Annotated in this window: 7 protein-coding genes; all 7 read left to right on the top strand. The window is 27.8% G+C overall.

Going from position 1 to position 7,165, the window contains the following annotated elements; all coding sequences use genetic code 11:
- Positions 1-201 precede the first annotated feature (201 nt).
- The 7 genes from rpsF to purF all read left to right on the top strand — a co-directional run bounded on the left by rpsF (position 202) and on the right by purF (position 7,163).
- Positions 202-540 carry a 30S ribosomal protein S6 gene (gene rpsF, locus AMN80_RS00585; protein ID WP_075520093.1) on the top strand — a complete coding sequence of 113 codons (339 nt, stop codon included), beginning with the start codon at positions 202-204 and terminating at the stop codon, positions 538-540.
- Entirely contained in the window at positions 530-802 is a 273-nt protein-coding gene (rpsR, locus tag AMN80_RS00580; protein WP_075520092.1) for a 30S ribosomal protein S18, read from the top strand. Before rpsF ends, rpsR begins: the two co-directional genes overlap by 11 nt.
- 2 nt (positions 803-804) lie before the next feature.
- A complete protein-coding gene (gene rplI / locus AMN80_RS00575) occupies positions 805-1,263 on the top strand; it encodes a 50S ribosomal protein L9 (protein WP_075520091.1) in 459 nt (152 codons plus the stop codon).
- A gap of 76 nt (positions 1,264-1,339) precedes the next feature.
- On the top strand, positions 1,340-2,758 hold the full coding sequence (locus AMN80_RS00570; protein ID WP_075520090.1) for a replicative DNA helicase: 1,419 nt from the start codon (positions 1,340-1,342) through the stop codon (positions 2,756-2,758).
- Between the two features lie 26 nt (positions 2,759-2,784).
- Complete coding sequence (locus AMN80_RS00565; RefSeq protein WP_075520089.1) at positions 2,785-5,190, top strand: efflux RND transporter permease subunit; 2,406 nt, start codon at positions 2,785-2,787, stop codon at positions 5,188-5,190.
- Positions 5,183-5,728, top strand: coding sequence for a CvpA family protein (locus AMN80_RS00560; protein ID WP_075520088.1), 546 nt, complete (start codon positions 5,183-5,185; stop codon positions 5,726-5,728). The genes AMN80_RS00565 and AMN80_RS00560 overlap by 8 nt, the downstream gene beginning before the upstream one ends.
- Complete coding sequence (gene purF, locus AMN80_RS00555; RefSeq protein ID WP_075520087.1) at positions 5,682-7,163, top strand: amidophosphoribosyltransferase; 1,482 nt, start codon at positions 5,682-5,684, stop codon at positions 7,161-7,163. Before AMN80_RS00560 ends, purF begins: the two co-directional genes overlap by 47 nt.
- Positions 7,164-7,165 lie beyond the last annotated feature (2 nt).

The following is a 7,165-nucleotide window of genomic DNA, read 5'->3' as shown; positions in this document are numbered from 1 at the left end:
GAAATTGGTAACTCCAGTAAATTGTCAGCATCTTTATATATCTTTTTAACAAGTTCAAATTTATCAAAAAATTCCTTGGCCATGCCTATTTTTTGCGATCCTTGACCTGGAAAAACTACAGAAAACATTTAATTTCTCTTATAATATTAACTATTGTATTAAAACTATTATAATAGTATATCAATTTTTTTTATATATATAATGAACAATTACGAACATACAATTATCACTAGACAAGATACTTCAATATCTCAAATTAAACAAATTAAAGAAAAGTATTCAGATTTTATACTTAAAAATAAAGGTAATATAGTGCAAACCCAAGACTGGGGATTGATGAATTTATCTTATTTAATAAAAAAAAATAAAAAAGGAAATTATATTCATTTTAAAATAGAATGTGAAGGATCTTTAATTAAAGAGCTAGAAAAAAATGAAAGATTAGACAAAAATTTGTTAAGGTTTTTAACAGTTAAAGTTAAGAAATTTGATCTTGAAACTAATTATTTTATTAAAGAAGAAAAAATAAATGAAAAATAAAAAAAATAATTCAAAAAAGAACAGGTCAAGTAATTTCTCTAAGCTGAGCATATTCCAACCCAATAAGTATAAATTTAAAAAAGCTTGCCCTTTATCATCAAAGGGGTCACCAACTGTTGATTATAAAAATGTTAAGTTGTTAAAAAGATATATTTCTGAAAATGGTAAAATTTTACCCTCAAGAATTACAAATATTTCACAAAAAAAACAAAGGGAACTTTCTCTCTCGATTAAAAGAGCGAGAAATCTAGCATTAGTTTAGATATGAAAGTAATATTATTAGAAAATTTAAAAAAAATTGGAACAATTGGAGATATTATTGACGTTAAAAGGGGTTTTGCAAGAAATTACTTATTAGCAAATCAAAAAGCTCTATATGCTTCTAAAGAAAATATCGATCAAGTTGAAAAAATAAAAATAGAGCTTGGTAAAAAAGATATGGAGAAGAAAAAAATTGCAAAACAGCTATTAGACAAAATTAATAACAAATTGTTTGTGGTTAAAAAATTAGCAACTGAAAATAATGATCTTTATGGTTCAATAAAACCTACTGAAATTTCAAGACTTATTCATGAAAATGAAAAAATTGAAATAAAGCCTTCATTAATACAACCTTTAAAAGAAATAAAGTCTTTAGGAACATTCAAAGTAAAAATAGATTTACACTCAGAAGTTCAAGCTGAGATAAAAATTAAAGTTGATACGTTGGGTCAAGGTAAATAAATTATACATTTTTTTCCCCAGGAGTTAAATTATTATAAATTTGTTTTATAATTTAACAATAGATGTATATTTAATTGTGACCAAAAATTTATCTCTCGTATCAAGCGATATTAAACAGCTACCTAATAATATTGAGGCAGAACAAGCGGTAATAGGTTCTCTACTAACATCGAATGAGATATTTGATGATATAAGTTCTATTATATCTGAAAATAATTTTTATGACCCACTGCACCAAAAAATTTATGCTTCAATAAACAATCTAATTTATAAAGGAATGTTGGCAAACCCTATTACTTTAAAAAGTTATTTTGAGAATGAAAAAGATGATCTAAACGTTCCAGAGTACTTAATTAAGATTACTAAATTTTCTACATCGTCACGTCAATCTATAGAATATTCTAAAATAATTTATGATATGTATGTAAGAAGGGAGTTAATTAAGATCTCTGAAAATATTATTGATAGCGCAAAAATAAGTGATCTTAATGTGAGCGGACAGTCAATAATTGAAAACTCTGAGAAAATTCTTTACGACCTAGCTGAAAAAGGATCTTTTAACTCTTCATTAATAAAATTTGATGAAGCAATTAAGCAAACTATAGAAATGGCATCTAGTGCATATAAAAATGAGGAGGGAGTGGTTGGTGTACCAACTGGTTTAAAAGATTTAGATGATAGATTAGGTGGTTTACATAAATCAGATTTAATAATAATTGCTGGCAGACCATCGATGGGTAAAACTGCTTTAGCTACTAACATAGCATTTCATGCAGCAAAAAAAATTCAAGAGACTGGTAATAAAGGTTCAATTGCTTTCTTCTCTCTTGAGATGTCTTCTGAACAATTATCGACTAGAATACTCGCTGAACAATCAAAAATTAAATCAAATGATATTAGACGTGGAAAAATTTCAGAAGAACAGTTTGAACAATTTATAGAAACATCAAAAAATATTTCAGAACTTCCTTTATATATAGACGAAACACCAGCAATAAGTGTTGCAGCTTTATCAAATAGAGCAAGGCGTATAAAAAGACTTTATGGATTAGACATGGTTGTAATTGATTACATACAGTTGATGAGAGCCACTTTTGCTGTAAAAGAAGGCAGGGTTCAAGAAATATCTGAAATTACTCAAGGACTTAAAGCGCTAGCTAAAGAGCTTTCAGTGCCTGTTTTGGCGTTATCTCAGCTATCTAGAGCAGTGGAGCAAAGAGATGATAAAAAACCTCTCCTTTCAGACTTAAGAGAATCTGGTTCAATTGAACAAGACGCTGATGTTGTTATGTTTGTTTATAGAGAGTCATACTATTTAAAAGCGAAAGAGCCAAGGCCTGCAACAGTTGAACATGCTGAATGGCAGGCTAAAATGAATGAAGTGTCTCATTTAGCAGAATTAATAATTGGTAAACAAAGACATGGTCCAACAGGTAATGTAATGCTAGAATTTGAAGAAATGTTTACTAAATTTAAAGATGCTGTAAATAATTAATATAAAATAGTATATTTGCAGTCAAAATGATCTCTAAAATTTATCAAAATTTTATACTAAGTAAACCCAAAATCATTTTATCATTGTTAATATTGATAGCTATATTTTTTGGTTATCAATCTAAAGATTTTAGATTAGATGCTTCTTCGGATACTTTATTAATTGAGGGAGATCCTGATCTCAAATATTTAAATGAAATCAACGAAAAATTTGGGGCAAAGGAATTTTTAGTTTTAACGCTAACACCCAAAGAAAAAATAACTTCTGAAAATACTATTAATAATATTCTAAGTCTTAAGTATAAAATTCAAAGTTTAGACTGGGTTCATAACGTAATCACAATTGTAGATATTCCTCTACTTGATAGTTCCGACGAGCCTTTAATGGATAGAATTAAAAATTTTAGAACCTTAAAAGATGAAAACATTGATAGAGATAGAGGTTTTCAAGAAATTTTGAATAGCCCTGTCTTTAGAAACTTTGTTATAAGCGAGGACGCAAAAACAACCGGAATAATCGTAAACTTAAAGGAGAAAGAAAAACCTCAGTTCAGTGCATTAGATAATAAAAAAGAAATTGAGAATTATAAAGACTCTTTAAAAAAAGAGAGACACCAAAATATAATTGAAATAAGAGAAATTATAAAATCATTTGAGGATGTTGGTAAGATTCATTTAGGCGGGATTCCTATGATTGCTGATGATATGATGACATTTATAAAGAATGATATAATCGTCTTCGGTTTTGGAGTATTTTTATTTATCGTATTTACTTTATGGTATGTTTTTAGGAAATTAATTTGGATTTTTATTCCTATTAGTAGTTGTTTTTTTTCAGTTTTAATTATGTCTGGTTTTTTAGGTATCATGAATTGGAAAGTAACAGTGATCTCCTCAAACTTTATTGCATTAATGTTGATATTAACTATGGCAATGAATATTCATATGAGTACAAGGTTTCTACAATTGAGAAAAGAATTTCCAAATTTATCTTTATTTGAAATTATTATATTAACTACAGAAAAAATGGTTTGGCCAATTATTTATACTGTCCTCACCACAATGTGTGCATTTCTTTCTTTAATTTTTAGTGAAATTAAACCAATTATTGACTTTGGTCTTATGATGTCATTTGGATTGTTAACTTCTTTTATAGTTACATTTTCTCTTCTTCCAACATTACTAAATATATTCGACTATCAGAAAGTTGAGGTTGAGGAAAAGTCATTTTCATTATTTACAAACACGCTCTCAAAATATTCTATAAATAATATAAAATTAATTTTATCTATATCTATAATTTTAATTATCTTAAGCATATTTGGAATCTCAAAATTAAAAGTTGAAAATAGTTTCATTAATTATTTTAGCAAAGATACAGAAATTTATAAAGGTATGAAACTAATCGACGAAAAATTAGGAGGAACAACGCCACTAAATATAATTCTAAAATTTGATAGTGAAGAGATAGAGGTAATAAGTGAAGAAGAGGATCAATTTGAAGATTGGGATGAGGAAAGCAATGAAGACGACCAAAGCAAATATTGGTTTACTAAAGATAAAATCGAGAGAATAAAGAACGTTCATTTATACTTAGAAAAATTGGATTATGTAGGTAAAGTTTTATCTTTCTATTCAATTATAGAAATAGCAACTAAACTAAACAATGATAAGGAACTTGGTACTTTAGAAATGGGAGTCCTATATAGTAAACTTCCTGAAACAATTAAAAAAGAAATTGTTGATCCATATATTTCAGTGAATAATAATGAGGCTAGAATAAATTTAAGAATTAAAGACTCGTCTGAAAATTTAAGAAGAAACCAGTTAATAAATAAGATTAACTCAGAACTTAAAAGTGAAATTGGTCTAAAAGAAGAAAGTTTTAAACTTGGTGGAGTGTTAATTCTATTCAATAATTTATTACAAAGTTTATTTAAATCTCAAATTTTAACACTTGGATTAGTAATGCTTGGGATTTTTTTAATGTTTTTAATTTTATTTAGGAATATAAAAATATCCTTAATTGGAGTAATTCCAAATTTTATAGCTGCTTTCGCTATTTTGGGTTTAATTGGATTATTAAATATTCCATTAGATATGATGACAATAACAATTGCAGCTATAACAATCGGTATTGCTGTTGATAATAGTATTCACTATATTTACAGATTTATTGAGGAATATAAAAAAAACAATAATTACAACGAAGTTATAAATACTTGCCACTCAACAGTCGGTATAGCTATATTGAATACTTCAATTACTATAGTTTTTGGTTTTTCAATACTCATTTTGTCAAACTTTATTCCAACTATTTATTTTGGAATTTTCACGGGTATAGCAATGTTGCTTGCAATGATACTTGTTTTAACTTTGCTACCAAGTCTAATTATTTTAATAAAGCCCTTTGGCATTAAAATAAATGACTGAGCAAATTTTAGAAATATTATATAAAATATTAATTTTTGATTTAATCTTTATAATATTAATAATTTTATCTTTAATTAAGTGTACATCAAAAGGTTTTGTATTTAGTTTATTGTCTGCAAGCAAGTGGTTGTTAGCATATGTTTTAACATTATTTCTTTTTCCAAAAACTAAACCCTTTGTAGATGGTATAATTGATAATGAATACGTTTTAGATATTGCTTTAGGAATATCAATTTTTGTGATTATACTTTTTACAATTTTGATGATAAACAAGGGAATCGGTAGAGCGGTGAGTTATTCTGGAATAGGAAGGTTAGATAAAATATTCGGTTTTTTCTTTGGTTTCCTAAGAGCGTATGTAATTTCTGTATGTATTTTTGCTACAATAGACATTATTTATAATCATAAAAAATGGCCAATAAATCTTGACCATTCTTATAGCTTTCCATATGTTCTAAAAGGTAGTAATTATTTAATTAAAGAATTTCCAAATGAAGAAGACTATCAAGATACTAAAGAAAAAGTTCAAGAATTATAACCCAAAAATTAAAGAAGAGTGTGGAGTATTTGGGATTAGTAATAATGAAGATGCATCAACTTTAACCGCACTTGGTTTGCATGCTTTACAACATAGGGGCCAAGAAGGTTGTGGAATAGTTTCATTTGATGGCAAAAAATATCATTCAGAAAAAAGGTTTGGTTTAGTTGGAGATAATTTTAATAAAGAGAAGGTTTTAAAGTCACTACCTGGTAACTATGCAATCGGTCACAATAGATATAGCACTACAGGAGGTACAACTTTAAGAAACATACAGCCTTTTTTTGCAGATACTAACACTGGAGGAATTGGGGTTTCTCATAATGGTAATTTAACAAATGCAATAACACTCAGAAGAAAATTAGTTGAGGATGGCGCTATTTTTTATACGACATCTGATACAGAAACAATTGTGCAACTAATTGCAAGATCTAAAAGAGTAAAAACTATTGATAAAATCATAGATGCATTATTTCAAATTCAAGGTGGATACGCATTAGTAATGCTAACCCAAAATACTTTGATTGGAGTTAGAGATCCTTTTGGAATAAGGCCACTTGTTATTGGAAAATTAAATAACTCTTATGTATTTGCTTCAGAAACATGTGCATTAGATATCATTGGTGCTAAATATATTAGGGATGTTGAAAATGGTGAGATTGTATCTGTTCAAGATGATAAGTTAGTAAGCATAAAACCTTTTCCTGTTAAAAAAATTAGACCTTGTGTTTTTGAATATATATATTTTTCAAGGCCAGATAGTTTATTAAATGGTAAATGTGCTTATGAATATAGAAAAAATTTTGGAGCAGAACTTGCAAAAGAAAACTCATTAAAAGCAGATTTAGTAGTACCAGTTCCAGACTCGGGTAATGCCGCAGCTATAGGTTTTAGTCAACTAACTAAAATACCATTTGATCTTGGTTTAATCAGAAATCATTATGTTGGTAGAACTTTTATAGAGCCAGCTCAAAAAATTAGAAGTTTAGGTGTTAAATTAAAACTTAATGCAAATAAATCTACTATTAAAAATAAAATAATTGTCCTAGTCGATGACTCTCTTGTTAGAGGAACAACATCCCATAAAATTGTTAAAATGTTGTACGACGCCGGCGCCAAAGAAGTACATGTTAGGATAGCATGCCCTGAAATTAAATATCCTGATTTTTATGGTGTTGATACACCAACAAAAAAAGAGTTGCTTGCAGCAAATATGAACAACAACCAAATATGTGAATACATCAACGCTAAATCACTTAATTTTTTGAGTATTGAGGGATTGTATAAAGCAATGGGATTTGAAAATAGAAACAAGACTTATCCTCAACTAACAGATCATTATTTTACAGGTGATTATCCAGTGAAACTAATTGACAAACTTGGAGATAATAAAGTGACGCAGTTGTCATTATTAAGCACTGCATCTAATAATTAAAT

The sequence above is a fragment of the Candidatus Pelagibacter communis genome, from assembly GCF_001179985.1.
GTDB lineage: Bacteria > Pseudomonadota > Alphaproteobacteria > Pelagibacterales > Pelagibacteraceae > Pelagibacter > Pelagibacter ubique_J.
Note: the sequence above shows the minus strand (reverse complement) of the source record. Positions and strands in the feature narration are given on the sequence as shown.